24 protein-coding genes and 1 tRNA gene are annotated in these 22,803 nt (G+C 64.3%); 13 read left to right on the forward strand and 12 right to left on the reverse strand.

Going from position 1 to position 22,803, the window contains the following annotated elements; genetic code table 11:
• The 6 genes from EWF95_RS06015 to EWF95_RS06040 all read left to right on the forward strand — a co-directional run.
• On the forward strand, window positions 1-956 hold a 956-nt coding region (locus EWF95_RS06015; protein WP_246055642.1), incomplete at its 5' end, for an FGGY family carbohydrate kinase.
• Between the two features lie 2 nt (window positions 957-958).
• Window positions 959-1,954: a hypothetical protein gene (locus tag EWF95_RS06020; protein WP_142443176.1), complete on the forward strand. Its 996-nt coding sequence runs from the start codon at window positions 959-961 to the stop codon at window positions 1,952-1,954.
• A gap of 223 nt (window positions 1,955-2,177) precedes the next feature.
• Window positions 2,178-3,341 (forward strand): AAA family ATPase, encoded by a 1,164-nt coding sequence (locus EWF95_RS06025; protein ID WP_142443177.1) that lies wholly within the window; start codon window positions 2,178-2,180, stop codon window positions 3,339-3,341.
• 83 nt (window positions 3,342-3,424) lie between these two features.
• Entirely contained in the window at window positions 3,425-6,328 is a 2,904-nt protein-coding gene (locus EWF95_RS06030; protein ID WP_221886621.1) for a methyl-accepting chemotaxis protein, read from the forward strand.
• A gap of 56 nt (window positions 6,329-6,384) precedes the next feature.
• Complete coding sequence (locus EWF95_RS06035; RefSeq protein ID WP_142443178.1) at window positions 6,385-6,681, forward strand: HPr family phosphocarrier protein; 297 nt, start codon at window positions 6,385-6,387, stop codon at window positions 6,679-6,681.
• Window positions 6,682-6,755: 74 nt separating this feature from the next.
• Complete coding sequence (locus tag EWF95_RS06040) at window positions 6,756-7,433, forward strand: phosphoglycolate phosphatase (protein WP_142443179.1); 678 nt, start codon at window positions 6,756-6,758, stop codon at window positions 7,431-7,433.
• Between the two features lie 15 nt (window positions 7,434-7,448).
• Here EWF95_RS06040 and cutA read toward each other — a convergent pair whose 3' ends face one another.
• On the reverse strand, window positions 7,449-7,751 hold the full coding sequence (gene cutA, locus EWF95_RS06045; RefSeq protein ID WP_142443180.1) for a divalent-cation tolerance protein CutA: 303 nt from the start codon (window positions 7,749-7,751) through the stop codon (window positions 7,449-7,451).
• A gap of 1 nt (window position 7,752) precedes the next feature.
• Window positions 7,753-7,929, reverse strand: coding sequence for an HEWD family protein (locus EWF95_RS13515; protein ID WP_185911722.1), 177 nt, complete (start codon window positions 7,927-7,929; stop codon window positions 7,753-7,755).
• 269 nt (window positions 7,930-8,198) lie between these two features.
• On the opposite strand from EWF95_RS13515, the gene EWF95_RS06050 reads away from it, so the two are divergent.
• Complete coding sequence (locus tag EWF95_RS06050; RefSeq protein WP_142443181.1) at window positions 8,199-8,354, forward strand: rubrerythrin-like domain-containing protein; 156 nt, start codon at window positions 8,199-8,201, stop codon at window positions 8,352-8,354.
• Window positions 8,355-8,369: 15 nt separating this feature from the next.
• On the opposite strand, the gene EWF95_RS06055 is transcribed toward EWF95_RS06050, so the two are convergent.
• The 3 genes from EWF95_RS06055 to EWF95_RS06065 all read right to left on the reverse strand — a co-directional run bounded on the left by EWF95_RS06055 (window position 8,370) and on the right by EWF95_RS06065 (window position 9,957).
• Window positions 8,370-8,594 (reverse strand): hypothetical protein, encoded by a 225-nt coding sequence (locus tag EWF95_RS06055; RefSeq protein ID WP_142443182.1) that lies wholly within the window; start codon window positions 8,592-8,594, stop codon window positions 8,370-8,372.
• 157 nt (window positions 8,595-8,751) lie between these two features.
• The gene (locus EWF95_RS06060; protein ID WP_142443183.1) at window positions 8,752-9,285 is read right to left on the reverse strand and encodes a DUF5815 family protein; all 534 of its coding nucleotides are present in this window, start codon (window positions 9,283-9,285) and stop codon (window positions 8,752-8,754) included.
• 54 nt (window positions 9,286-9,339) lie between these two features.
• Window positions 9,340-9,957: a DUF6149 family protein gene (locus tag EWF95_RS06065; RefSeq protein ID WP_142443184.1), complete on the reverse strand. Its 618-nt coding sequence runs from the start codon at window positions 9,955-9,957 to the stop codon at window positions 9,340-9,342.
• Window positions 9,958-10,194: 237 nt separating this feature from the next.
• Here EWF95_RS06065 and EWF95_RS06070 point away from each other — a divergent pair, with 237 nt between their 5' ends.
• The 4 genes from EWF95_RS06070 to mptA all read left to right on the forward strand — a co-directional run bounded on the left by EWF95_RS06070 (window position 10,195) and on the right by mptA (window position 14,060).
• A complete protein-coding gene (locus tag EWF95_RS06070) occupies window positions 10,195-11,439 on the forward strand; it encodes an NAD(P)/FAD-dependent oxidoreductase (protein WP_142443185.1) in 1,245 nt (414 codons plus the stop codon).
• Window positions 11,440-11,500: 61 nt separating this feature from the next.
• The gene (locus tag EWF95_RS06075; protein WP_142443186.1) at window positions 11,501-11,911 is read left to right on the forward strand and encodes a DUF7124 domain-containing protein; all 411 of its coding nucleotides are present in this window, start codon (window positions 11,501-11,503) and stop codon (window positions 11,909-11,911) included.
• A gap of 63 nt (window positions 11,912-11,974) precedes the next feature.
• Window positions 11,975-13,009: a sodium:calcium antiporter gene (locus EWF95_RS06080; protein ID WP_142443187.1), complete on the forward strand. Its 1,035-nt coding sequence runs from the start codon at window positions 11,975-11,977 to the stop codon at window positions 13,007-13,009.
• A 112-nt stretch (window positions 13,010-13,121) separates the two neighbouring features.
• Window positions 13,122-14,060: a GTP cyclohydrolase MptA gene (mptA, locus tag EWF95_RS06085; RefSeq protein WP_142443188.1), complete on the forward strand. Its 939-nt coding sequence runs from the start codon at window positions 13,122-13,124 to the stop codon at window positions 14,058-14,060.
• 2 nt (window positions 14,061-14,062) lie between these two features.
• Here mptA and EWF95_RS06090 read toward each other — a convergent pair whose 3' ends face one another.
• The 7 genes from EWF95_RS06090 to EWF95_RS06120 all read right to left on the reverse strand — a co-directional run bounded on the left by EWF95_RS06090 (window position 14,063) and on the right by EWF95_RS06120 (window position 21,558).
• Window positions 14,063-14,878, reverse strand: a complete 816-nt coding sequence (locus EWF95_RS06090) for a TrmB family transcriptional regulator (RefSeq protein ID WP_142443189.1) — start codon at window positions 14,876-14,878, stop codon at window positions 14,063-14,065.
• 74 nt (window positions 14,879-14,952) lie between these two features.
• A complete protein-coding gene (locus EWF95_RS06095; protein ID WP_142443190.1) occupies window positions 14,953-15,669 on the reverse strand; it encodes an ABC transporter ATP-binding protein in 717 nt (238 codons plus the stop codon).
• A 2-nt stretch (window positions 15,670-15,671) separates the two neighbouring features.
• Window positions 15,672-16,472 (reverse strand): ABC transporter ATP-binding protein, encoded by an 801-nt coding sequence (locus tag EWF95_RS06100; RefSeq protein WP_142443191.1) that lies wholly within the window; start codon window positions 16,470-16,472, stop codon window positions 15,672-15,674.
• A complete protein-coding gene (locus tag EWF95_RS06105) occupies window positions 16,465-17,586 on the reverse strand; it encodes a branched-chain amino acid ABC transporter permease (protein WP_142443192.1) in 1,122 nt (373 codons plus the stop codon). Before EWF95_RS06105 ends, EWF95_RS06100 begins: the two co-directional genes overlap by 8 nt.
• The gene (locus tag EWF95_RS06110) at window positions 17,583-18,470 is read right to left on the reverse strand and encodes a branched-chain amino acid ABC transporter permease (RefSeq protein ID WP_142443193.1); all 888 of its coding nucleotides are present in this window, start codon (window positions 18,468-18,470) and stop codon (window positions 17,583-17,585) included. The genes EWF95_RS06105 and EWF95_RS06110 overlap by 4 nt, the downstream gene beginning before the upstream one ends.
• 5 nt (window positions 18,471-18,475) lie before the next feature.
• A complete protein-coding gene (locus EWF95_RS06115; RefSeq protein ID WP_142443194.1) occupies window positions 18,476-19,744 on the reverse strand; it encodes an ABC transporter substrate-binding protein in 1,269 nt (422 codons plus the stop codon).
• Window positions 19,745-19,887: 143 nt separating this feature from the next.
• Window positions 19,888-21,558, reverse strand: a complete 1,671-nt coding sequence (locus tag EWF95_RS06120; RefSeq protein WP_142443195.1) for a DUF255 domain-containing protein — start codon at window positions 21,556-21,558, stop codon at window positions 19,888-19,890.
• Window positions 21,559-21,887: 329 nt separating this feature from the next.
• On the opposite strand from EWF95_RS06120, the gene EWF95_RS06125 reads away from it, so the two are divergent.
• Together EWF95_RS06125 and EWF95_RS06130 are read left to right on the forward strand one after the other, a co-directional pair.
• Window positions 21,888-22,508 carry an FxsA family protein gene (locus EWF95_RS06125; protein ID WP_142443196.1) on the forward strand — a complete coding sequence of 207 codons (621 nt, stop codon included), beginning with the start codon at window positions 21,888-21,890 and terminating at the stop codon, window positions 22,506-22,508.
• Between the two features lie 107 nt (window positions 22,509-22,615).
• A tRNA-Ile gene (locus tag EWF95_RS06130) sits at window positions 22,616-22,689 on the forward strand.
• Window positions 22,690-22,803: the final 114 nt, after the last annotated feature.

Consider the following 22,803-nt stretch of genomic DNA (forward strand, 5'->3'; position numbering starts at 1 on the left):
CGCGGACGATGCTCTACGACATCAACGAGCTCGAATGGGACGACGAACTCCTCGACGAGTTCAACGTTCCGCGGGAGATCCTCCCCGAAGTTCGTCCGTCCTCGGACGACGAAACCTACGGTTCCACGGACGCCGACGGCTTCCTCGGCGCCGAAGTGCCTGTTGCAGGCGCGCTCGGCGACCAGCAGGCCGCGCTGTTCGGCCAGACCTGCTTCGACGCTGGCGACGCCAAGAACACGTACGGTACCGGCTCGTTCATGCTCATGAACACCGGCAACGAGGCCGTCAGCTCCGATCACGGCCTCCTTACCACGATCGGCTTCCAGAAATCCGGTGGCGACGTTCAGTACGCCCTTGAGGGCTCGATCTTCATCACTGGCGCGGCCATCGAATGGCTCGAAGACATGACGCTCATCGAGGACGCTGCCGAGTCCGAAGAACTCGCACGCAGCGTCGACTCGACTGACGGCGTCTATGTCGTCCCGGCGTTCACCGGTCTCGGTGCACCCCACTGGGATCAGCGCGCACGCGGGACGATCGTCGGCATGACGCGTGGTACCCGACGCGAACACATCGTTCGCGCCACGCTCGAATCCATCGCCTACCAGACCAAAGACGTCGCCGAGGCCATGGTCTCGGACGCCGACATCGACCTTTCGAGTCTGCGTGTCGACGGCGGAGCAGTCAAAAACAACTTCCTCTGTCAGCTCCAGTCGAACATCATCGGTACGGAGATCGTCCGACCGGTCGTCGACGAGACGACCGCCCTCGGTGCAGCCTACGCCGCCGGCCTCGCCGTCGGCTACTGGGACACGGTTGACGAACTCCGCGACAACTGGCAGGTCGACCGACGCTTCCCCGTCGACGAGGACGCCGACATCGAAGTCAACTACGACCGCTGGAAGGACGCAGTCGAGCGATCCGAAGACTGGGCCCGAGACGAGGGTGGTGACTAACGATGGTACTGAATCCAACGCTTGTTGACCCGACGTGGTACATCTCCGCGTTCGCTGGCGGTGCCTTCGGTGCCGCAATCGGTGCACTCCCAGCATTCATTTTCACCGGCTTCATGGTGATCGCCGGTGAGGCAGCAAATGCGATCGGTGTTGACGGTGCAGGCGAAGGTGCGTCACTGACGGCCAGTGGGTTCACTGGCTTCCTCGGCTTCGGTCCGGTTTTCGGCCCGCACATCAGCTTCGCCGCTGGTGCGGCCGCAGCCGCATACGCAGCCAAGCAAGGCTACATCGACGATGGGAAGAACATCCTCTGGGCTGCCGGAACCCAGAAGATCGACGTGCTGCTCGTCGGTGGGATCTTCGGCATCCTTGGGATGGTCGGCACCGGCCTCGGTCGAACGGTCGGTATCCCGACTGACAACATCGCGCTGATGGTCTTCGTCTCCGCGCTGATCCACCGCGTTGCCTTCGGCTACAGCATCATCGGCGAGGTCACCGGTGACGGCCTCTTCGATGTTGGCCCGTGGGAGCGCGACGAGGACGAAGCACCCGGCATCTGGCTGCCGTGGCAGTACAAATGGAGCGGTGTCGCCATGATCGGTCTCATCGGTGGTCTCCTCGGGACAGCCGCCTACCAAGGTACCGGTAGCCCGCTGATCGGCTTCGGTATCAGTGCAGCGAGCCTCGTGTTCCTGCAGTGCGGCGTCGACAACATCCCGGTCACCCACCACATCACTCTCCCCGGCGCGGTCGGCGCGCTGGGTGCCAATGCCGCTGGCTACAGTCCGACGGTCGTGCTGATCTTCGGCGGACTCTTCGGCGTCTTCGGTGCCCTGATGGGCGAGGTCTGTAACCGTGTCTTCTACATGCACGGCAAGACCCACGTTGACCCGCCGGCGTTCGCAATCGCGGCCTCGGGTCTGCTGTCGGCAGTCCTGACCGCTGCGGGCCTCCTCGGAGATACCTTCTGGGGCGGCCTCGGCGGCATCGGCCTCTAAACCGGCCAACTCACCCGCCAACCACTCCTTGCTCACCCCGTTGGTGAGCCGGAGTCGATCACACCGTCGCTCGGCGACGGTCGTTTGGTGATGCGGTTTTCGATTTTTCATTCATACCCACAGCACGGAGCATGGACGCATCGCGGCACTGAACAGGAACACCACGAGCACGGATCACGCACAGCCCAGCACCAAACACTGACCACGCCATCGGGAGCACACCATGGAACTACAGGACCGAGTTGCCCGTCGACAGCACGCCGACGACGCCAGGCCGGCGTACGACGCGATCAGCCCGCTGGTACATCCAAGCGAGCCGGTCGGCCGCGGCACCGTCATCGAGCAGCTGCTGGACGTGCTGGCACCGATCTTCGATGCCGACCGGCCGGCCGACAGCTACGTCTGGGGGCCGAAAGGCGCGGGCAAATCCGCGGTCGTTCGCGCACTGTTTGCGGAGTGTAGCCGCCAGCACGGCGACCAGACCACACAGATCTACACCGCAACGCGGGCCGAGCCGACAACCGAGGTGCGGTTTCTCTACGTTGACAGCCGGCGCGCACAGTCGGCGTTCGCGCTGCTCCATACCGTTGTGGCGGCGTTGTCGTCGTCAACAGTACCAAAACAGGGGGTCAGCAGCGAGGCGATGCGTGACCGCCTTGAGACACAGCTGACACGACAGGATCGGCAGCTCGTTGTCGCCGTCGACCACGTTGACGAGCCCGAAACCCTCGACAGCGCGGCCGTCTTCGAGCAGTTCGCGCCGTTTCGATCATCGATCAGCTGTTTGGCGATCGGGCGCAGCAAGCCCGCCGACACCGCGATCAGCGACCGCAACGCGATCAAACGGATTCACATCGAGCCCTACACACAGCACACGCTGATCGAGATCTTAGACAGCCGGGTTGCCGACGGGCGGCTGCGATCGGCGACGACGACCGACGGGCTCACCGAGGTTGCCACCTGGGCCGACGGCGACGCCCACGACGCGCTGGCGGCGTTGTTCGGCGCGGCGGTGAGCGTCGGCGCGGATGCCGACACCCCGATCGATGCGGCCGCGTTGGCGACCGGGATGGCGGCGGTGCCGCAGCCCTGTGTCGCCCTTGGCCGTGTCATGTCGCTGCCGGCGAGTCGAAAACGCATCGTCCGGCGGCTGATCGAGTTACCGGAGACGGCCCGGGAGTCGGTCAAGGAGGCCGCCGAGGCGATCAGCAGCGACGGGATTGATCTCTCGCGGGCGACGATCGAACGTATCCTCTATGAGCTCGCCGAAAGCGGGATCATCCGCCGCGTGAAAGCCGACCAGCCATCGGAAACCGGCCGCCCTCCCTCCCGGCTGGAGCCGCGGTTCCCCACGCTCGTCTTCACGGCGTTGACCGACACGGCCTAAGACAGTAGTGGACGACCAACGGCGGTTGAACACGATAATCCGATACACACATTTATGTACACCATACTGTAATGATCGTAAGTATGAGTCTACGGTGGATCACCGCTCGCCCGTGGTGTGGGGTCGGCACCGGCAAACTGGCCGGGAACAGCGTCCGAATCAGCCTTTTCGCGGCCGCACTCGGGCTCGCGTGGCTCGCGCGCGACCCGACAGTCACAACGGCCGGCCTGTTCGGCCTCATCTCGCTCCCGTGGGAAAGCGACGACGAGGAACCAGCCGAAACCGACGCAACCGACGCAAAAGCGGCTGAAAGCGAAGCAGCAGCCGACGAGAATGAGACGACAGTCGCCGAAAGCGAGACGGCACCCGCCGAAAGTGAAGCGACAACCGTTGAGAGCGAGACGACAGCGACCGACGAGGCGGCAGCCGCAGAAGAGGAAACAACCGCCGAAGAGGCGACAACCGCCGAAGAGGCACCAACCGACGAAACGGAGTCCACAACCACCGAGAGCGAGAGGCCCACAGCCGCCAGCCGACCGACCGACAGCGGTGTCACCATCGCCGAACAGCCCACCGCCGCAACCACCGCCGCAACCACCGCCGCAACCACCGACGGCGGTGAGGTTGTGCCGAACCAAGACGACGAGCGAGCCGAGGAGCTGGAAGCGTTCTGTACGGAGCTGACCGACGCGATGGCCGACGGTGCCGACGGCGATCTCACCGTGCGGATCGATCCATCGGATGCCCCAGCGGAGGCGACGGGAACCGCCGAAGCGTTCAACGAGCTGATCGAGGAGTTCAGCGATACCGTCCAGACGGTCGATGACTTCAGCGACCAGGTAACCGGCGCGACAAACCGCGTGACCGGCCGGGTCGATGAGGTCAAATCCGCCAGCAAGGAGATGAGCAGCGAGGTCAACGCGATCGCCGACGACGCGAGCAAGCAGAACTCCCAGCTTGAGGAGCTCTCCGATGAGATCCGCTCGCTATCGGCCGCAACACAGGAGGTCGCCTCCTCGGCCAGCGAGGTCGCCGAAGCCTCCGAGCAGGCCGCCGAACGCGGCGAGAAAGGCCGTGAGTTGGCGACAGACGCGCTTGCGGAACTCGACGATATCGACACCCGCACCAACCGGATGTTGGAGGCCACCCAGGAGCTCGACAGCCGGATCGACGAGATCGAGGAGATCGCGGAGTTCATCGGCGACGTGGCCAGCCAGACCAACATCCTCGCGCTCAACGCCTCGATCGAGGCCGCCCGCGCCGGCGAGGCCGGCGAAGGGTTCGCGGTCGTCGCCGACGAGGTCAAAAGCCTCGCCGAGGACGCCGAGGAGGCCGCCGGCGACATCGAGGAGTCGGTGAACACGATCCGCGATCAGGCCGATACCACCGTCGAGGAGATGCACGAGACCCGCGACCGGATTGACTCCGGTGTCGACACGATCGAAGGCGCGGTCGAAAACTTCCAGCAGATCGCCGACGATGTCGAGGAGACGAACGTCGGCGTCCAGGAGATCAGCGAGGCGACCGACCAGCAGGCCAACTCACTCCAAGAGGCGGCGGCGATGGTCGACGACGTGAGTGCGATCGCCGACGAGACCGCGGATCGAACCGAGAACGCCGCCGCGGCCGTCCAACAGCAGACGACGGCGTTGGCCGAGGTCTCAACCGGCGCGACAACGCTCGACGAACGCAGCAGCTCGCTCAACGAGCTGGCGACCAACTACGAGTTCGGCGGTGTCACCGCCCAGGTGGCCGCCGACAGCGACGTGACCACCTTCGAGTTCTGGCATGCGATGGGTGGCGACAAGGGGCTGCTGTTGGAGAACCTGATCCGCGAGTTCGAGGAGCAGGCCGACGGCATCCGAATCGAGGCGACCAACAAGGGCAGCTACCGCGGCAACCTGGAGTCAACGCTGAACGCCGCCGAGCGCGGCGACACGCCGACGCTGTCGCAGATCTACGAGATCGGTACCGCCAAAGCTGTCGACAGCGGAGCCTTCGAACCGGTCGAAAACGTGTTGCCGAGCGGGACGCAGCTCCGCAACTACCTCGATCCCGTCTTGAGCTACTACCGAACCAACGGCACGCTGTACTCGATGCCGTTTAATTCCTCGGTGCCGATCTTGGCGATCAACCAGGACGCCTTCGAGGCCGCGGGACTCGACCCGAACAACCCACCGGAAACCTTCGCCGAGGTCACCGCCGCCGCCGAGGAGTTGGTCAACGCCGGCGTCACCGACACCGGGATCACCTTCGCCAACTACGGCTGGTTCGTCGAGCAGTGGTTTGCCAGCGCGGGCCAAGAAATCGTCAACAAACAGAACGGCCGCGCGGGGACAGCCGACGAGGCCTTCTACGACAGCGATGCCGGCGTCGAGCTCTACGACTGGTGGACGGATCTGGACAACCGCGGGCTGTACCACAATCCCGGGATCGAGGCCCGCGGGAAGGCCAAGGAGGCCTTCCACGACGGCAGAGCCGCGATGTTGGTTGGTTCGTCCTCGTCGTGTGGCTCGATCATCGAGGGTGCGGACTTCGAGACGACCGTCAGCGGGATGCCCGCGGCGGGCGAGCGCGTCGGCCTCATCGTCGGCGGCGCATCGCTGTGGGTCTCCGAGGACGCCACACGCGACCAGCAGGAGGCCGCCGGCGAGTTCCTTGCGTGGATGACCGCGCCGGAACAACAGGCCCGCTGGCACCAAGAAACCGGCTACCTGCCGGTGCACGAACAGGGTGTCGAGAAGCTGCGCAACGATGGCTGGTTCCGCGAGAACCCCGGCCACGAGGTCGGGATTCAGGAGCTGCTCGGCAGCCCCGACACGCCGGCGACCAACGGCGCGCGGATCGGACCGTTCGATACGGTGCGGACGCTCGTCGCCGAGGCCTACGAGGATATCAAGAACGGCGATACCGAGGAGGAACTCGGCAACCTCAGCGAGATGGTCGAACAACAGCTCGAAAGCTACGCCGCCGAGCAGGGCCGCTAACGCGGCCGACGGCGATAACCACCTACTACTAACAGGACGCTATCCTAACAGGGCTCATGGAACGAACAGTCACCGTCGTCCCGGAGGATGGACTGCACGCGCGACCAGCGACGACCTTCGTCGAAGCCGCCGGCAACTTCGATGCCACGATCACGGTCGAAGCCGTCGACGGCAGCCGACCGCCCGTTGCTGCCGACAGCATCCTTGCGGTAACGGGGCTCGGCGTCCGGCGCGGCGACCGGGTGAAACTGACCGCCGAGGGGCCGGATGCCGAACCCGCCCTCGACGCGCTGGTCAACGTCATCTCGACGCCGGCGGGCGAGTCGGATGTCGCCGACGACACACCGGCCTGAGAAGCGACCACCAGCAGACCGCCGGCTGACAGCGACGCCGGAGCGGTTTTTTGTCCGGATCGCCGAAAGGGTGTATGGTACCGCCGCTTGCGCTGGATATCGATGGCACGCTGACAACACGCGACGATCGGATCGACCCGCGGGTCTTTGAGGTGGTGCCGGCGTGGGACGCGCCGGTCGTGGTGGCGACCGGCAAATCGTTTCCCTACCCGGTCGCACTCTGTCATTTTCTGGGGATTCCGGAGCGGGTCGTCGCCGAAAACGGCGGCGTCGTCTGTGCCGACGGCCAGGTCAGCTTCCAGGGCGACCGCGATCGGGCCGAACAGGCCGCCGAGACGTTTCGCGCCCGGGGCGGCGACCTCGGCTGGGACGACGCCGATACGACGAACCGCTGGCGGGAGACCGAACTCGCCGCCCGCATCGACGCCGACGAGGCGTTGCTCCGGGAGGTCGCCGACGAGTTCGATCTCGAAGTCGTCGACACCGGCTACGCCTATCATCTGAAGACACCGGGCGTCGAGAAGGGTGATGGGCTTGCCGCAGTTGCCGAGACGCTCGGGGTCGACACCGACTCGTTTGTGGCGATCGGCGACAGCGAAAACGACGTGTCGCTGTTCGAGACGGCAGGGGAGTCGTACGCCGTCGCCAACGCCGACGATCGGGCGAAAGCCGCCGCCGACACCGTGGTTGCGGGGTCGTATTTTGATGGGACGCACTCGGTGCTCGAATCGCTGAGATCGGCGTCAGGGTAGCTGAGTCCCGTGTGCTCAGTCGACGGTGTCGTCGATCCACGAGCCAAAGCACTCAAGCGTGTCAGCCGCATCGAACCGCTCGATACAGGGAACCTCGTAGGGATGGAGCTCCTCGATCCGGGCTTTGAGGCGGTCGTAGCCCGCGTCGGTCGTCTTGACCAGCAGGATCGTCTCGGTGTCGGTTTCGACGCGCCCGTCCCAGCGATACGTCGAGTGGCAGTCGACCGCGTTGACACAGGCCGCAAGCCGCTCTTCGACGAGCGTTGCGGCGATCTCCTCGGCCGCGTCGGTGGGGACGGTAACGTAGACGGTCGGCATCCTACAGGTGATCCTCGAAGGGGACGAACGAGCCGTTGATATCCCACTCGTGGATGCAGTAGATACTCCCGACAGCGTCGTCGTCGACCTGCCACGATTCGGTGGTTCCGTCCCAGCGTTCTGTCCGCCCACACCGCTCGCAGACACGTTCCGTGGGGTGGCGGAGACTGATCGACATACCTGAACGGGAATCCCCCATCGAGTTAACCCTTTCTCAGTCATCGGCACCGCGATAACCCTCGACGACCGGTTCGGTCTCCCGACCGCGTCAGCCGCCGCCGACCCGAGTATGAGTACAGTATGGAACCATAGGAGGTCACCAAAAATGTACAATAATTTAGAAAGAGGCCGTTATTTTGAAGAAATAAATTTGTGATCCGGTTATACAGTTGTATATCTGCGCAAATCGGCCGTGAAAGTTATATACGCAACTACCATTGTGAGCGTATGGCACTCCACTTTCCCAGCTTACACACGTCGGTCGACACCGACACCCGGTTTGAGTGTACGGGCTGTGGCGAACGACTCGACGACACCGACGGCGGTCGGCAGTGTCCCGACTGTGGGGCGACCGTTCAAAACATCACCGTCCCGCGGAACTGATCGTCGTTTCAGCGATTAGCTCTCGCTGAGAGTGTACCGATAGGGCTGTTGAGCGATCACGGTGATCTCACCGGTTTTCGCCCGGCGGCCAAGCACCGTTGCCAGCTGGTGTGGGCTTTCAAACGTCGTCTCGGCGTCACCATCCTCCAAGGCGGCGAGGATCTCACGGGCGGTCAACGGCTCGTCGGCGGACGCAAGCACACCTTCGACGCGGTCGAAATCACTCGGTGTGGTCTGCATACCCATACTAGCGGTGCAAACGGTTTCAATCTGTGTGTGACAGCTGTCAGACAACCGCTTACACAGGCGGTTCCGCCGATAATACAGCGGTTTCGCCGAGATCCAATTCTGACAACGATCAAAAATATGTGTGACAGTGTCGTATTTTACCGGACGGTTACGGGGTGAATTCCTCTGCTTCGAGGTCGCGTTCCTCGCGGTACTGCTCGACGAACGCCGCCACATCGAACTCGTGCATCTTCGCCTCAAACTCGGTGAGTGCGCTGGTGTCGTCGGCGTGGCTGACCGCATGTTCCATCAGCTCGATAACAAGTTCGACGATGCGCTCATGCAGGGTTCGAGAATCGAAATCAGTGAGCCACAGGAGCGCGAAGCCGACATCCGGCTCCTCGGTCGCATCGTAGGAGACAACCTGTTCGGGGAACTCTTCGAGGACGATCCCAAGGAGGTGCGGCGTCCCGAACTCCGGCATCTCCTCGCTGGTAGTTTCGATCGCCTCCTGAAGCACGTCGACCAGAAACTCCGGGAGAAACCGATCCGGTGGGTGGACGTCCATCACGACGGCATGGGTTGCCCCACAGTCGCAGTCGTACTCGCGCATCCCGAGATCGAGATCGGTGACGACGACCGACTCGCCGCACGGAAGATCGATCTGCTCGCCGCGATCACCCGGGACGCGTGGTTGGGCCATAGACACCGTAGGGGTGAGGGGCGATTAAATCCCGTGTTATCGCCCCACCAACCGTTAGGAGTCAGCCCGCTCGGTATCGGCGTCGTCGACGGCGTCGCTCATGCCGGGGGCGTTGGCCGGATCGGCGTCGGCGGGCTCGGCGGTTCCGGAGCCGACGTGGAGTTCGCCGTCGCCGTCCTCGACGTACACGTCGTCGGCAAAGCCGGCGATCGCGTTCTCGTAGGCCGGCTGGTCGCGTTGCTCCGGCGTTTCAGGGGCCTCGGGGATCCCGTCGGCCGGCCGGAACTCGCCGAGTGGGTCGTCGACGGTGATCCCGTAGCGTTTGAAGAAGTCCTCGTAGCGGCGGAAGTGCTCCTCAAACTCCTCGGCGGGGATCTCCATCATCTCCGTCCAGCCGTGGTTGAAGAAATCGAAATTGGCCTGGATGTGGGTGATCTCACGGGCTTGGGCCTCCGGAAACCCGGCTTCGAGGGCCGCGACGTAGGTGTCCATCGTCGCATCGAAGAAGCCATCGAGGTGGTCGCGGCGATCCTCGCGGGCGTCCTCATCAGCTTTTCCGAGGAAGATGTCGGTGTGCATATCGACGAGCTTGTCGTTGGCGATATCGCCGAGCACGGGCGCGGTCAGCGCGTTTTTCGCCGCCCAGTGGCGGAGGTTTTGGCGGATCTTCATCGTAGCTGTTGTTGGGGATGGACAGGCTTGAAGCCCACGGCACGGTCGAGCGACCGGTGAGATCGACACGGACAGCCACCCAGGAGCCACAGCGGCGGGATGAAATCGGGCGGAAACCCACCGACGGGACGGATGAAAAACGGGGGTTTGTCCGGTCGCAGCCCCCCGGCATGGACGGTTGTCAACGGTTCCGCGTCGATAGCAACCTCCTTTACCCCGGATCACGAACGCGGGGGTATGACAGCATCGTACGTCGTTATCGGTGACGGGATCGCGGGCAGCTCCGCGGCGGAGACGCTCCGGGAGGAGGCCCCGGACGCCGAGATCACCGTCATCACCGAGGAGGGGGAGGCCCTCTACAACCGGATCCTCATCAAGGAGTACGCCAAGGGCAAGCTCCCCGAGGCGCCGATTTCGATCCACGATGAGAGCTGGTATGCCGACCGCGACATCGACCTCCGGCTCAACACCGTCGTCACCAACATCGATCCCGACGACCACACCGTCTCAACCCACGAAGGCGAGACGATCGGCTACGACAAGCTCCTCGTTGCCACCGGCGGCACGCCAACACAGCTGCCGGTCGACAACAGCGACGCCGACGGGATCCACCACTTCTGGACGTTCCAGGACGCCCGAAAGATCCGCGACCACATCGAGGACGCCGACTCGGCAACCATCGTCGGCGCGGGCTTACTCGGCATCGATCTCGCTGCCATCTGTGGCGAACAGGAGGTCGAAGCGAACTACCTCATGCGCGGGGACTGTTGGTGGCGGTACGCGCTCACCGAGGAGGGCGCGGAGATCATGCACGACGCGATGCGGGAACGCGGCGTCACACCCGTCTTCCAGAGCGGTGTCGATCACTTCGAAACCGACGATGAGGGCCACGTTGAGGCGACCATCGACCCCAACGGCGAGCGGTTCGACTCCGACTTTGTCGGTATCGCCATCGGGCTCAACTTCAACATCGAGCTGCTGCAGGATCTCGATATCGAACAGGACAACGGCGTCGTCGTCGACGAGTATATGCGCACCAGCCTCGACGACATCTTCGCCGCCGGCGACCTGACGCGGTACTACGATACGATTCTCGGCGAATACGCCCAAAATGGCTCGTGGGGGTCGGCCAAGGAGCAGGGCACCATCGCCGCGAAAAACATGATCGAGCCCGAAACCGATGGATTCCGCTGGGTGTCGTCGTACTCGATCACCCACTTCGATTTCCCGTTCCTCTCGTTTGGCCATCCGACGATCGGCGACGAGTACGTCTCGAAAGCCTACGGCGACAACGAGTGGCGGCGCGTCGCCATCAAGGACGGCAAGGTCGTCGGCGGCGTGTTGATCGGCGATCTCGCCCCCCAGAGCGGCTACAAGGAGCTGATGCGCGAGGAGATCCCGGTCGGCGACCAGACCGAGACACTGCTCAACGAGGAGTTTGAGGCCGACGACATCGCAGCCGTCCAGGAACAACAGCAGTAAGACGCCGGCCGGTCGCCGACCGAAACGAAGCGGTTTTCGGCGACCGCAAGGTAGCAGGGGTATGGACGGAAGCGGCGATATGACACTGGCCTTCGAACTGGCAGCCCTGCAGTCGTTGGCCGATCCGGGAGCCGTGATCACCGATGCCCGACAGTGGACAGAGTATGTCGGCGTCGTCAGCGAGAAACCGACCTACGTGGTCACGAACTTCACCCGGAAACACCGGGTTCGCCAGGACTTCTTCTCGGGGCCGCGCGGCGTCGGCGAGAGCCTCGACAACGTCGCCGACCAGTTCGAGACCGAACGGCACGTCTTTGTCGGGACGAGCGACGACGACAAAGCGATCGCCGACGACGCCGGCTGGGAGTATCTTCCCCTAGCGGAGGCCGCCGAGGCCGCCGAGTGGGAGCTGGCGTCGGAGTCTGCCGACGAGGAGCTCCTCGAGGGCGAGACCCGCGAGGATTGGCCCTAACGGTCGACACCGACCACAGCCGTCGAGTAAACAGTATTAACACCCCCGACCCGGAAGCCGAGGATAATGCTCGGTGGCCTGTTGCCCGCGTCGCCGGCGGTCGCCGTCGGGATGATCGTCGTTACAACCGCGGTCATCTGGGTCGGCAGCGGCTGGCTGGAGTCATCCGCCGAACAGCTGTCGGCGCACTACGGGCTCCCGCCGGTCGTCCAGGGATCGATCGTCGTCGCCGTCGGCTCAAGCTTTCCGGAGCTTGCCAGCGTCATCTTCACCGCGCTTGCCGGCGTCTTCGATATGGGCGTCGGCGGGATCGTCGGCTCGGCCATCTTCAACGTCCTCGTCATCCCCGCGGTGGCCGGGCTGGCGGCGACCGGCAACCTCGAAACAAACCGGTCGCTGGTCTACAAGGAAGCCCAGTTCTACATGATCGCCGTCTCGGCGTTGGTGATCACCTTCGCCCTCGGCGTGATCTACATTCCGGCCCCCGAAACACCGCCGCTTGTCGGGCAGATCACCCGCCCGCTGGCGATGATCCCGCTGTTGCTCTATGGGCTGTACCTCTTCATCCAGTGGCAGGATGTCAGCGAGTACACCGGCGATATCGAGCTCAACGATGCGATCGGCCGGCAGTGGGCGACGCTGGCCGGTGGCCTGCTGTTGATCCTCGTCGGCGTCGAACAGCTGGTGAGTGCTGTCGAGATCCTCACCCACACCTTCGGGATCCCGGAGTTTCTCGCCGGGGTGACGATCATCGCCGCGGTGACGAGCCTGCCGGATACGCTGGTCAGCGTGCGGGCCGCCCGCGAGGGCAGAGGGCTGACCAGCCTCGGCAACGTTCTGGGCTCGAATACGTTTGATCTCCTGGTGGCGATCCCGATCGGCGTGTTGCTGCTCGGCACCGTTTCGATCAACTTCGCCGTCGCCGTCCCGATGTTCGGCGTGCTCACGCTGGCGACGGTGCTGTTGTTCGCCTTCCTCCGCACCGATCTCTCGTTGACGACGCCGGAGGCCTACGCGCTGCTTGTCGCCTACGCCGTGTTCCTCGCGTGGGTGGTGGCGGAGACTGTCGGCGTGCTCAACCTCGTTGCGGCGACCTAAGCACGGTGGGTCGCGTCCGTCCCGCGGCCACGCCACGGTCGTCGCTAACGGTTGTGTCCGACCCATTCAGGGCACCGAAAGTCATAATCACACGACAGCCGTATTCGGGGTAATGAGTCACCAGCTGCCCGATGTGCAGGCCACCCAGCCGGATGTGGCCGTCGGGCTCAGTCAGGTTGGCGTCACAGGTGTTGAAAAACTGGTCAAGCTCGCACGAAAGGACAAACGCCCGATCGTCCTGATGGCCGAGTTCGACGTGTTCGTCGATCTCCCGGGCGGCCGCAAGGGGATCGACATGAGCCGCAACATGGAGGTCATCGACGAGATCCTAGAGGAGACGACCGAGACCGAGGCCTACCGCGTCGAGGACGTCTGCGGGGAGGCCGCCGAACGCCTGCTGTCGAAACACGACTACACCTCCACCGCCGAGGTCGAGATGACCGCCGATCTCGTCACCAAAGAACAGACGCCGGCCAGCGGGAAACCGACCCAAAACACGGCGACGATCATCGCCAGCGCGACCGCGACCGACGACGGCACACACGAGGAGATCGGCGCGGAAGTGACGGGAATGACGGTCTGTCCGTGCTCACAGGGGATGTCCGAGTCGAGAGCGCGCGAGAAGCTCCAAGACCTCGATGTCGACCGCGAGACCATCGACGAGTTCCTTGATGCGGTACCCCAGCCCGGCCACTCCCAGCGCGGTCACGCCACGCTAACGATCACCAGCAACGGCGATCCGGATGTCGATCTCGGCGACATCATCGACATCGCCCGCGACGCGATGAGCGCGCGGATCTACAACATGGCGAAACGCCCCGACGAGGATCATATGACGTTTGCGGCCCACTCCGACGCCAAGTTCGTCGAGGACTGCGTGCGCGCGCTGGCGGAGGGTGCGGTCGAGGAGTTCGATCACCTCGCCGACGAGGCGGTCGTCTACATCCGCCAGTCGAACGACGAATCGATCCACCAACACAACGCCCACGCCGAACGCGAGGTCACGATGGGCCAGCTGCGGGCGGAGCTCAGCGGCACAAGCGATCAATAGGTTCAGTGGTGCTGCGGTAGTTTGAGCGGGTCGGCGTCCTCCCATCGGGGCTGGAAAACCTCCCGCACGTCGGCCGCGAAGTTGCGATCCTTGAGATCGATCATCGCAAACGCCTGCTCGGGATCCAGCGGGTTCGGCACCTCAAGACAGACTTCGACACCGTCGATCATGTTAAACGTGCCATCGACAGCCTCGTGCGTGCGAACCGCGTAGTTGTCGTATTCGCTGAGCCGCGCGTTGTAGGCCTCGATCGTCGACTCGGGCAGGTTGCAGACAACTGTCGGCGTCAACAACAGCTGGACATCGACGCCGCGCTCTAGGGCGGCTTCCAGCCCGTCGACAACGCGGCTGCTCGCACTCCGGAGGTCGAGGCCGGCCGACGGTGATCCCGCAACGATGCGCAGTGATTCATCGGCTGCGTCGATCCGCTCTAAGAGCAGTTCCAGCGTCTCCTCGGGGCCGACCGCGGCGGTCCAAAACTGGCCGTTGACCGGCGCGGCCGCTTCGAGATCGTCCATCAGCGTGTCGACGGTGTCGGCGTACTGTTCGGCTTGTTCGTCGAGTTCGCGCTGTTTGGCCTCAAGCAAGCGATCCAACCCAACATCAGGCTCGACGGCGACGTACTTTTTCGGCCGGCTGGCGGCCTGACTCCGGACGAGGCGGTGCTGTTCGAGCCCGTTGAGCACGTCGTAGATCCGGCCCATCGGCACCTCGCTTTTCCGTGACAACTCCTTTGCGGTTGTCGGGCCGCTCCGGAGTAACGCCCGGTAGGCGCGAGCTTCGTACTCGGATAGGCCGAGATCACGGAGGCTTGCCATACACGGCTGTTATCCGTCGGTTGATAAAAACACACCGGACGTTTATTCGCCGGCGAACGGCTCCGGGTGGCCGCTCAGCCGCCGAGGTAGAGCCGGCCGACCTCCTCGTTGTCGAGGAGTTCGTCGCCGGAGCCGGTGTATTTGATCTCGCCGCTGGCCAACACGAACCCGCGGTCGGCGACCGACAGCCCCTTCTGGGCGTTCTGTTCGACCAACAGTAGCGTCGTTCCCAGCTCGTTGAGCTGTTCGATCCGCTCGAAGACATCATCGATGAACTTCGGTTCGAGCCCGATGGATGGCTCGTCGAGCAACATTACCTCGGGATCGACCATCAGCGCGCGGGCGAGTTCGAGCAGCCGCCGCTGGCCGCCCGACAGCGTCCCGGCCTGCTGGTCGCGGATGTCACCGAGGATCGGGAACTCGTCGTAGAGTTCTTCGGCCCGTTGGGCCGCCTGCTCGTCGTCCTCGAAGACGTAGCCGCCCATGAGCATGTTCTCGTGGACTCTCATGCCGGGGAAGACGCTGGCGTCCTGGAGGACGTAGCTCATCCCGTTGGCGAGGTTCTCCTGCGGCGAGCGGCCGGTGATCTCACCCCCCCGGAACGAGACCGTTCCGGCCATCACGTCGGCGAAGCCGTAGATGCTCTTCATCAACGTCGATTTCCCCGAGCCGTTGGGGCCGATGAGACAGGCGATCTGTTCGTCCTCGATGGCGATGTCGATGTCGTGGAGGACGGTCGTGTTGCCGTAGCCGGCGACGACGTTCTCCATTTCGAGGATGGTGTCGGCCATGATTATTCCCTCCCGAGGTAGGCGTTGATGACGCGTTCGTCGTTTTGGATCTCCTCGGGCGTCCCCTCGGCGATGCGCTCGCCGTGGGCGAGGACGTAGATCCGGTCGGCGATCTCCATGACGAAATCCATGTTGTGCTCGATGAGGAAGATCGTCGCCTCCTCCTCGTCGTTGGCCGCCCGAATGTACTCGATGAGGTTCTCCAGCATCGAGGGGTTGATCCCGCCGGCCGGCTCGTCCATCAACAGCAACTCCGGCTCGCTCATCAGGGCCATGACGAACTCGATGAGCTTCTGTTGGCCGAAGCTGAGTCGGCCGGCACGCGTCTCGGCGAGCCCGCCGAGATCGACGTACTCAAGCAGTTCGTTCGTTCGCGCCAGCAGCGAGTCGTCCGGCCGGCGGAGCAGCCCGCCGATGTCGGCGCCACCCTCCTGAGCGGCCAACAGGAGGTTCTTTCGGACGCTCATCCCGCCGAAGATCCGGGTCTCCTGGAACATCCGGCCGAGACCCGCACGAGCGATCTTGTACTCCGGCCAGTCGGTAACGTCCTGGCCCTGCAACGTCACCCGACCCTCGTCGGCGGTGAGCGTGCCAGTAATACAGTTGAATAGCGTCGATTTCCCCGCGCCGTTGGGGCCGATGAGGCCGACGATCTCGCCCTCGTGAACCTCGACATCAACGCTATCGACGGCGGTGAGGCCGCCGAACCGTTTCGTGATGCCCTCGGTTCGAAGCACGGCGTCGTCGGCGTTGGCCGTGGCGGCGGTCATTCCTGTGTCGTCGCTGTCAGTTGATTTACTCATCACGTGTCACCTCCGTGTCGGCGTCGCTGTCGGCGGCGTCGGTAGTGCTGGCAGCAACGTCGCTGCCGCCGCTGCCGTCGGCCGCGGCGTCGGTCGCGGCCATCCCGCCGCGCTCGTAGTAGTCCATCTCGTTGGCGTACTCCCGGAGCGTCCCGACGACGCCCTTCGGGAAGCCGATGACGGTCACGATGACGGCGAGTCCGAGCATGACGAGTTGCCAGCCGACGAAGGCGGTCTCGACGTACTCGATCACGGTGTGGAGGCCGAACGCGCCGATGACCGGGCCGGCGACGGTGCCGGTGCCGCCCATCAGGGCCATCGCGATCAGTTCGACGTTCCACGCGCCGTTGTAAGCGGTTTGTGGATCGATGAACGTGTTGAACAGGCCGTAGGCTCCGCCGGCGAGTCCGGTGAACAGTGCGGCCAGCATCCACGCCGCCGTCTTGTAGTAGGTCGTATTGAACCCCATCGCGGTCGCCTTCCCCTCGTCGTCGCGGATCGCATTCAGGATGAACCCGAACCGGGTCGATGAGAGGTAGTAGACGACGATGATCTCGGCGACGAGCACGCCGAGGAAGAAGTAGTAGAAGACGACGCCCGGCGGTACATCGAAGAGGATTTTGCCGCTTGCGCCACCGGTGATTTCGAGATTGCGGGAGATCTGCTGAGCCGCCAGCAGGACGCCAAGCGTGGCGATAGCGAAGTAGTGGCCCCGCAGCCGCAACACGATGAGGCCGATGATCGCCGCGAAGACGGTCGCAAACACGCCGGCGGAGACGACCGCCAGCGGGAACGACACGGCGAAGTCCTTCAGTAGGATCGCGCCCGTGTAGGCTCCGATCCCGAAGAAGGCCATGTTCCCGAAGCTGGGGTAGCCGGTCTGGCCGCCGACGATATCCCACGACAGCGCGAGGATCGCAAACAGGAACATCTCCGAGATGACCGTCATCATGTACCCCTCGCGCAGCCCGAACAGTGGCGGCAACGCGCCGACGACCGCGCTGGCGAGGATGAGCTTCCAGCCGTGAGCCCCACAGAGATCGAACAGCTGATCGACCCGCTCGGGCGGCAGCACCGACCGCAGCAGGCCGTTGTCGTCGGATTCAGTGCTCATTCCTCAGCCTCCGTGCCGAACAGGCCTTGTGGTTTCACGACGAGTAGGACGATCAACAGCGTGAAACTCACCGCGAGCGTCCACCGCGAGGAGACCAACCCGGCGGTTAGCTCCTCGACGGTTCCGAGCAACAGCCCGCCGGTGAGTGCGCCCGGGATCGAGCCGACGCCGCCGAAGACGACGATGACGAAGCTCTTCAGCGTGTAGATCAACCCCATCTGCGGCTCGATGTTGAGGATCGTGGCGATGAACGCGCCGGCACCGCCGGCGACCGCCGAGGAGATCCCGAACGTCACCGCTCGGGTGTGCTCGACATCGATCCCGACCAGTGCGGCGGCCTCGGGATTTTGGGAGACCGCTCGGATCGCCCGCCCGGTGCGGGTTCGCTGTAGGAACAGGTAGAGGATCGCCGTCAGGATGATCGCGCCGAAAAACGCCACCAGCTTCATCTTCGGAACGACGAGCCCGGCGACGATCAGCGACGGGTCGGCAAAGGCGACCTGAATCGACCGCGGGTTCGCCGTCCACGCCTGAATCGCCAGCTGCTGGATGGCGATACTGATACCGAAGGTGACCAACAGCGTCAGGAAGATGTCGGTACCGATCACCCGCGAGACCAGCGCGCGCTGGAGCGCGTAGCCGACGACGAACAGCACGACGACGACGACCGGGAGCGTCGCCAGAAACAGCAGCACCGATCCCTCGGCGGTACCGGTGGCGATACTCAACAGCCAGTAGGCGGTGTAGCCGCCGAGCATCACCATCTCGCCGTGGGCGAGGTTGATGATGTCGACGACGCCCCAGATGAGCGCGAAGCCGACGGCTACGGCCGCGAACAACGCGCCGACGAGCAGGCCGTTGACCACGAACTGCGCGATGGCCATCTGGTTTACCGTTCGCTCCAGTCAGGCATCGGGTAGAGCGGGTCGGCCTGTGCGACCGAGGAGGGGTAGACAGTCTGGAGCCCCGGATCGGGCTGCCACTGCCGGATGAGCATGTTCTTGTCGATGACGCCGTTGTCACCGAAGCTCACGTCGCCATAGACCGTCGAGAACGGGTCGGCATCCCGGATCGCGTTGCGGACGGGAGTCGGGCCGAGTTCGTCAACGGACTCGAAGGCGTTGACGAACGTCAGGATGACCGCCTCGCCGGCCGCGCTGTGGTAGTCCGGCGTGTAGTCGTAGCCTTCCTCGATAGCCGCCACGAAGTCCTGTGTACCGCCGTAGACTGGATCCTCGAAGTTCGCGTTGATGTCCCAGGAGGTCGGCCCGTAGATGTAGTCGCCGTTCGCGCCGACCTCGCCCTTGAAGGACTCGTTGAGGCTGCCGACCGTCCCCATCGCCGCGTCAACGTTGACGCCCTGGCTCTCCATCTGGTTGGCCAGAATGATGTTGTGCTGCTGGTGGGCACACAACAGCAGGATGTCGGCGTCGTTGTCGCGGACGCGGCCGAGGTTCGTCGAGAGGTCGGAGGTTTCGGTCGGGAACGACTCGTCGACGACGATTTCGAGGCCTTCCTCCTCGATCTTTTCGCGCGCGCCGTCGGCGGTCGTCTGACTGAAGGTATCGTCCTCCGCGAGGATCGCCACCGTCTCGGGCGCGGAGTCCTGTTCGAGGGCCATATCGAAGTAGCTCTTGGCGTACTTGTTGGCCGTCGGCAACAGCCCAAAGATCCACTCGTTGCCCTGGCTGAAGATCTCCGGGCTCGCACCCCCGCCCTCGACCATCGGTTTCTCGTTTTCGGCGGCGACCGCACTCGCCGGCAGCGTCACTGAGCTGGCGTACGGCCCCAGCAGATAGTCGATTCCTTCGCGGTCGATCAACTCCTGATAAATGCTCCGGGAGGTCGAGGCGTCGGTGCTGTCGTCTCGGAGCACCATCTCCAGCTCGTAGGTGTTGCCGTCGCCGGCTTCGACGCCGCCGTTCTCGTTGATCCGGTCGATGGTCTCCTGGTAGGCATCCCGGTAGAGCCGCCCGAGGTCGGCGTTGTCGCCGGTGAGGCTCATCGAGCCGCCGAGTGTAATCGTGTCGCCGCCGCCACCGTCGCCACCCTCACCGTCGGAGCCGTTGCCCGCACAGCCAGCTAGTCCTGTGAGTGCTAGTGTCCCTGTGCCCCCTGCTACCTTCAAAAACGTCCGTCGGTTCTGAGATCCAGTCATAGTTACAACATAGGTGCGTGTCAATGACACGCGTCCTATAATACCTAATATTCAGCAGTAGCGTATAAATGTAATGCTCAATCATGCAGAATATACCACGCGACGAAACGATCCGCTATCGGTGGTAGCTTAGCCTGTGGCGGTCAGTTCGATAGCGACTCGACGGCTTCGGAGATCTGCGTGCTGAGTTCCTCGGGTGTCGTTGCCAACCCCTCGTGGCCGCGAACGCTCGCGGTGCCGGCGTCGACACCGTCAGCATCGGAGATGACGACAGCCTCGTGGTCGGCGATCCGGAGGGCTGCGCGGTGGAGATCCGAGCCGGCCGGGTCGCCAACCTCGACGACGAGATCGCCGTCGGTCAGCCGGGCGGCGACACCCCCGTAGCCTGCGACCTGCACGCCGATCCGATCCCACGCGCCGGCGAAGGCTTCGACGGCGTCGGTGGCAGCCGCCCGATAGCGATCCTCGCCGGTGATCGCCGCCAGATCCAGCAGGCCGTCGGCGAACTCCATGCCCGTATCGATCGGTCGCAGCGGGCGGTCACAGAGTCCCACGCCGCTTGCGGGGCCATCACGGAACGCGCCGTCGCCGCCGAGGGTTTCGAGAGCGTTGTCGGCAACGCGCGTTGCGACCGTGAGATACTCATCATCGCCGAGGACTTGTCGGGCTGTCGTCCACGCCGAAACGACGCGGGCGGCGTCCTCCAGGAGGTCGGTGTCGCCGACCGCGTCGTCGGTTCGGTAGTGGGTGACGACGCCGGTGTCGGTGTCGACGAGATCCGATTCAAGGGCGTCGAGAACCCGCTCGGCGTACTCGCGGGCGTGGTCGTCGTCGGTGTAGGCGTGGTAGGTGAGGAGCGCGTCGGCCGCGAGTGCGTTGCCGCCGGCGAACACCGTGAGGTCGGTACGGGGGCCGGGCTGGTCGGCCCGTTCGTCGGCGTCACCGCTGTAGTAGCTCGCGCCCTGGCCGGGTCCTTGGCTACCACCGACGGCAACGCCTGTCCACAGCGTGTCGGTGAGATAGTCGATGGTGTGGGCGGCGGGCTCGCGGTAGGCGTCCTCGCCGGTGTACAGATACCCGTTGGCGAACGCGCGGACAAGGGCGGCGTTGGTTTCCAGCACCTTCTCGTGGCGGACGCCCGACCAGTCGCGCTCGGTCGCAAACCGGAAGAAGCCGCCGTCGACAGAGTCATAGAGGTGTTGGGCGATGGCGTCAAGCGTCTGGCGCGCCTGCTGTGGCTCGCGTTTGAGGGCGAACTCGACCGTTCGGGGCAGCGGGAATTTGGCGTCCGTTCCCCAGCCGCCGTGGGCGGGATCGAACTGCTCGGTGAGTTGGCCGGCGATATGTTCCTCGATCCGGGAGTCGAGGTCGCCGTCGGGCGTCGGCTCGTCGGCCAGCGCGCGGGGGATTCGGCCGGCATCGGCTCCCTTCTCCTCGAACACCGTGCGGATGCGATCGACGATATCCCGCATCCCGTCGGGGCCGAGGTAGCCTGCGCCCGTCAGGAGCTCGCCGCTTGGGGTGAGAAACGCCGTCGTCGGAAAGCCGCCCATCGCGTAGCGTTCCCGCACGCGTGGATTGCGGTCGACATCGACGCGGATCGGCACGAAGCTGTCATTGACGTTGGCGGCGACCCGCGGCTCGCTGTAGGTGCGGGCGTCCATCTCGTGGCAGGCCCCACACCACGTCGCCGACAGCGAGAGCAGGATCGGCGTGTCGGTGTCGGCCGCCTCGCTGAAGGCGTCGGGGCCCCACGACCGCCACTCGACCCGTGTCGACGCCGTCGCCGCCGCGGCTGCCGTCGAATCGTCCATACACGCCCTCGGGTGGGCCGCCGCCTAAGACCTTCGGCAGCCAGTCGAGTACAGTAGTGAATAACCGTATGCTGATAGAGATAGCAGCCATCGGCTGAATTTTGCTTGAACTACCAGACCACGTTCCTGGCGGACTGAAAGGGCGAGGCTCTCCCGGCGAACCCCGGCGACGCAAGCACCGCAACGAGCGAAGCGAGTGAGGAGCGCAGCGAGCCGCGGGAGCCGAGAGAGCCGAGGGCTTTCTACTGTCGTCGGTATCGATACTGTCAGCTACACCAACAACGGATAGCGACGAAAGAGGTTATCACCGATGGCCCGCAACTGGGGGTATGCGCACGCGCTCCCTGCTCGCGCTGTTGCTGTTGATCCCGCTGGTCGACGCATTTGTCCTCGTCGCCATCGTCGGCTCGGGGGTGTTGACAGCCCTCCAGACGGTCGCACTGGTCGTCCTGACCGGGCTCATCGGGATGATCCTCGTCCGCGCGGAGGGCCGCAACACCCTCATGCGGTTTCAGCGGAAGGCCGCCACCGGGTCGGCACCGACCGACGAACTGCTCGACGGCGGGCTGTTGATCGCGGCGGGCGCGTTCCTGCTCACGCCGGGGCTCGTCACCGATCTGATCGGGTTTCTGCTCGTGTTGCCGCCGACGCGATACCCGATCCGGGTCGCGCTCAAGCGGTGGGTGGTCGTTCCCTACATTGACAAACAGACCGACGGGTTCGCCACCGGCAACGTCTGGACGTTCGGCTTTCCGGACGGTGATGGTGACAGCGACCCGTTCGGCTCCGGCGGGTTCGACGTTGGTGGCGGTTCCGGCCCCGGAGCGGGCAACCCCGGTAACACCGGGGGCGACGATCCACTGGGTGCCAGCGGGTCGGCAACAGATGACGAGGAGTACGTCGATGTCGACTTTGAGGTCAACGACGACGACAGCAGCCGAGAGTCGTAGTCGACCCGCGTCGTGAGGCGAAATGTATTCTCCGAAACCGACTGACGGAGCCGCGGTGGCGAAAGGAAACTGTTAAACAGAGTCCCCCGCTACGAGCAGTTGCGTTGGGGCCGATAGCTCAGTCAGGTTGAGCGCTCGGCTGATAACCGGGAGGTCCGCGGTTCAAATCCGTGTCGGCCCATTCGTTTTCCACTCGATTCTAAGCCGAGTAGAGACAGCCGTTTAAGGCTCTAAAGACGGCGAAATCGGCTGTTCCACACGATCCGGCGTGCGCTTCGTGTGGGTGAGTTCAACT

It is taken from the genome of Halonotius roseus (assembly GCF_006861655.1).
Classification (GTDB): Archaea; Halobacteriota; Halobacteria; order Halobacteriales; family Haloferacaceae; genus Halonotius; species Halonotius roseus.

What these genes read in the sequence shown, in the direction of transcription:
- EWF95_RS06020 (WP_142443176.1), top strand. Translation starts at nt 959, where the DNA reads ATGGTACTGAATCCAACGCTTGTTGACCCGACGTGGTACATCTCCGCG.
- mptA (WP_142443188.1), top strand. Translation starts at nt 13,122, where the DNA reads ATGAGTCACCAGCTGCCCGATGTGCAGGCCACCCAGCCGGATGTGGCC.
- EWF95_RS06070 (WP_142443185.1), top strand. Translation starts at nt 10,195, where the DNA reads ATGACAGCATCGTACGTCGTTATCGGTGACGGGATCGCGGGCAGCTCC.
- EWF95_RS06100 (WP_142443191.1), bottom strand. Translation starts at nt 16,472, where the DNA reads ATGAGTAAATCAACTGACAGCGACGACACAGGAATGACCGCCGCCACG.
- EWF95_RS06025 (WP_142443177.1), top strand. Translation starts at nt 2,178, where the DNA reads ATGGAACTACAGGACCGAGTTGCCCGTCGACAGCACGCCGACGACGCC.
- EWF95_RS06115 (WP_142443194.1), bottom strand. Translation starts at nt 19,744, where the DNA reads ATGACTGGATCTCAGAACCGACGGACGTTTTTGAAGGTAGCAGGGGGC.
- EWF95_RS13515 (WP_185911722.1), bottom strand. Translation starts at nt 7,929, where the DNA reads ATGTCGATCAGTCTCCGCCACCCCACGGAACGTGTCTGCGAGCGGTGT.
- EWF95_RS06065 (WP_142443184.1), bottom strand. Translation starts at nt 9,957, where the DNA reads ATGAAGATCCGCCAAAACCTCCGCCACTGGGCGGCGAAAAACGCGCTG.
- EWF95_RS06035 (WP_142443178.1), top strand. Translation starts at nt 6,385, where the DNA reads ATGGAACGAACAGTCACCGTCGTCCCGGAGGATGGACTGCACGCGCGA.
- EWF95_RS06060 (WP_142443183.1), bottom strand. Translation starts at nt 9,285, where the DNA reads ATGGCCCAACCACGCGTCCCGGGTGATCGCGGCGAGCAGATCGATCTT.
- EWF95_RS06105 (WP_142443192.1), bottom strand. Translation starts at nt 17,586, where the DNA reads ATGAGCACTGAATCCGACGACAACGGCCTGCTGCGGTCGGTGCTGCCG.
- EWF95_RS06125 (WP_142443196.1), top strand. Translation starts at nt 21,888, where the DNA reads ATGCGCACGCGCTCCCTGCTCGCGCTGTTGCTGTTGATCCCGCTGGTC.
- EWF95_RS06110 (WP_142443193.1), bottom strand. Translation starts at nt 18,470, where the DNA reads ATGGCCATCGCGCAGTTCGTGGTCAACGGCCTGCTCGTCGGCGCGTTG.
- EWF95_RS06095 (WP_142443190.1), bottom strand. Translation starts at nt 15,669, where the DNA reads ATGGCCGACACCATCCTCGAAATGGAGAACGTCGTCGCCGGCTACGGC.
- EWF95_RS06040 (WP_142443179.1), top strand. Translation starts at nt 6,756, where the DNA reads ATGGTACCGCCGCTTGCGCTGGATATCGATGGCACGCTGACAACACGC.
- EWF95_RS06050 (WP_142443181.1), top strand. Translation starts at nt 8,199, where the DNA reads ATGGCACTCCACTTTCCCAGCTTACACACGTCGGTCGACACCGACACC.
- EWF95_RS06120 (WP_142443195.1), bottom strand. Translation starts at nt 21,558, where the DNA reads ATGGACGATTCGACGGCAGCCGCGGCGGCGACGGCGTCGACACGGGTC.
- EWF95_RS06075 (WP_142443186.1), top strand. Translation starts at nt 11,501, where the DNA reads ATGGACGGAAGCGGCGATATGACACTGGCCTTCGAACTGGCAGCCCTG.
- cutA (WP_142443180.1), bottom strand. Translation starts at nt 7,751, where the DNA reads ATGCCGACCGTCTACGTTACCGTCCCCACCGACGCGGCCGAGGAGATC.
- EWF95_RS06055 (WP_142443182.1), bottom strand. Translation starts at nt 8,594, where the DNA reads ATGCAGACCACACCGAGTGATTTCGACCGCGTCGAAGGTGTGCTTGCG.
- EWF95_RS06030 (WP_221886621.1), top strand. Translation starts at nt 3,425, where the DNA reads ATGAGTCTACGGTGGATCACCGCTCGCCCGTGGTGTGGGGTCGGCACC.
- EWF95_RS06090 (WP_142443189.1), bottom strand. Translation starts at nt 14,878, where the DNA reads ATGGCAAGCCTCCGTGATCTCGGCCTATCCGAGTACGAAGCTCGCGCC.